At 31.6% G+C, this 304-nt stretch carries 1 protein-coding gene; it reads right to left on the bottom strand.

The genetic code is table 11. From position 1 onward, the window contains the following. Positions 1-182, bottom strand: a 182-nt coding sequence (locus tag FHL07_RS23895) for a DNA polymerase (RefSeq protein WP_138738993.1), incomplete at its 3' end; no start/stop codon positions are given. Positions 183-304: the final 122 nt, after the last annotated feature.

Raw genomic sequence — 304 nt, forward strand, 5'->3', positions numbered from 1 at the left:
TTTAACTCCTTTTCTAGTTTATTTAATTCTAACAAATTTCGTTTGAAAAATCTACTACTTTGTTCGGCTTTTTTAACTTCGCCACATTCTAAGTAACGTTTAATTCTTTCAGCGTCTCGGACCATGAACTCGAAACGATTTCTGGCCCAACGTTCTTTGTTTTCTCTTTCTAGTTTATCCATTTGATAACCTCTCTTAACTTGATGATTTAATTATACAAAAGAAAAACCGCAATGTCAAAGACAAAACAGTTAATCGTTAATTTCTTTTACTTTTCCTTTTTGTTGCAACGCTGTTAAAAGAC

The sequence above is a fragment of the Pseudomonas sp. FSL W7-0098 genome (assembly GCF_005930585.1).
Lineage (GTDB): Bacteria > Pseudomonadota > Gammaproteobacteria > Pseudomonadales > Pseudomonadaceae > Aquipseudomonas > Aquipseudomonas bubulae.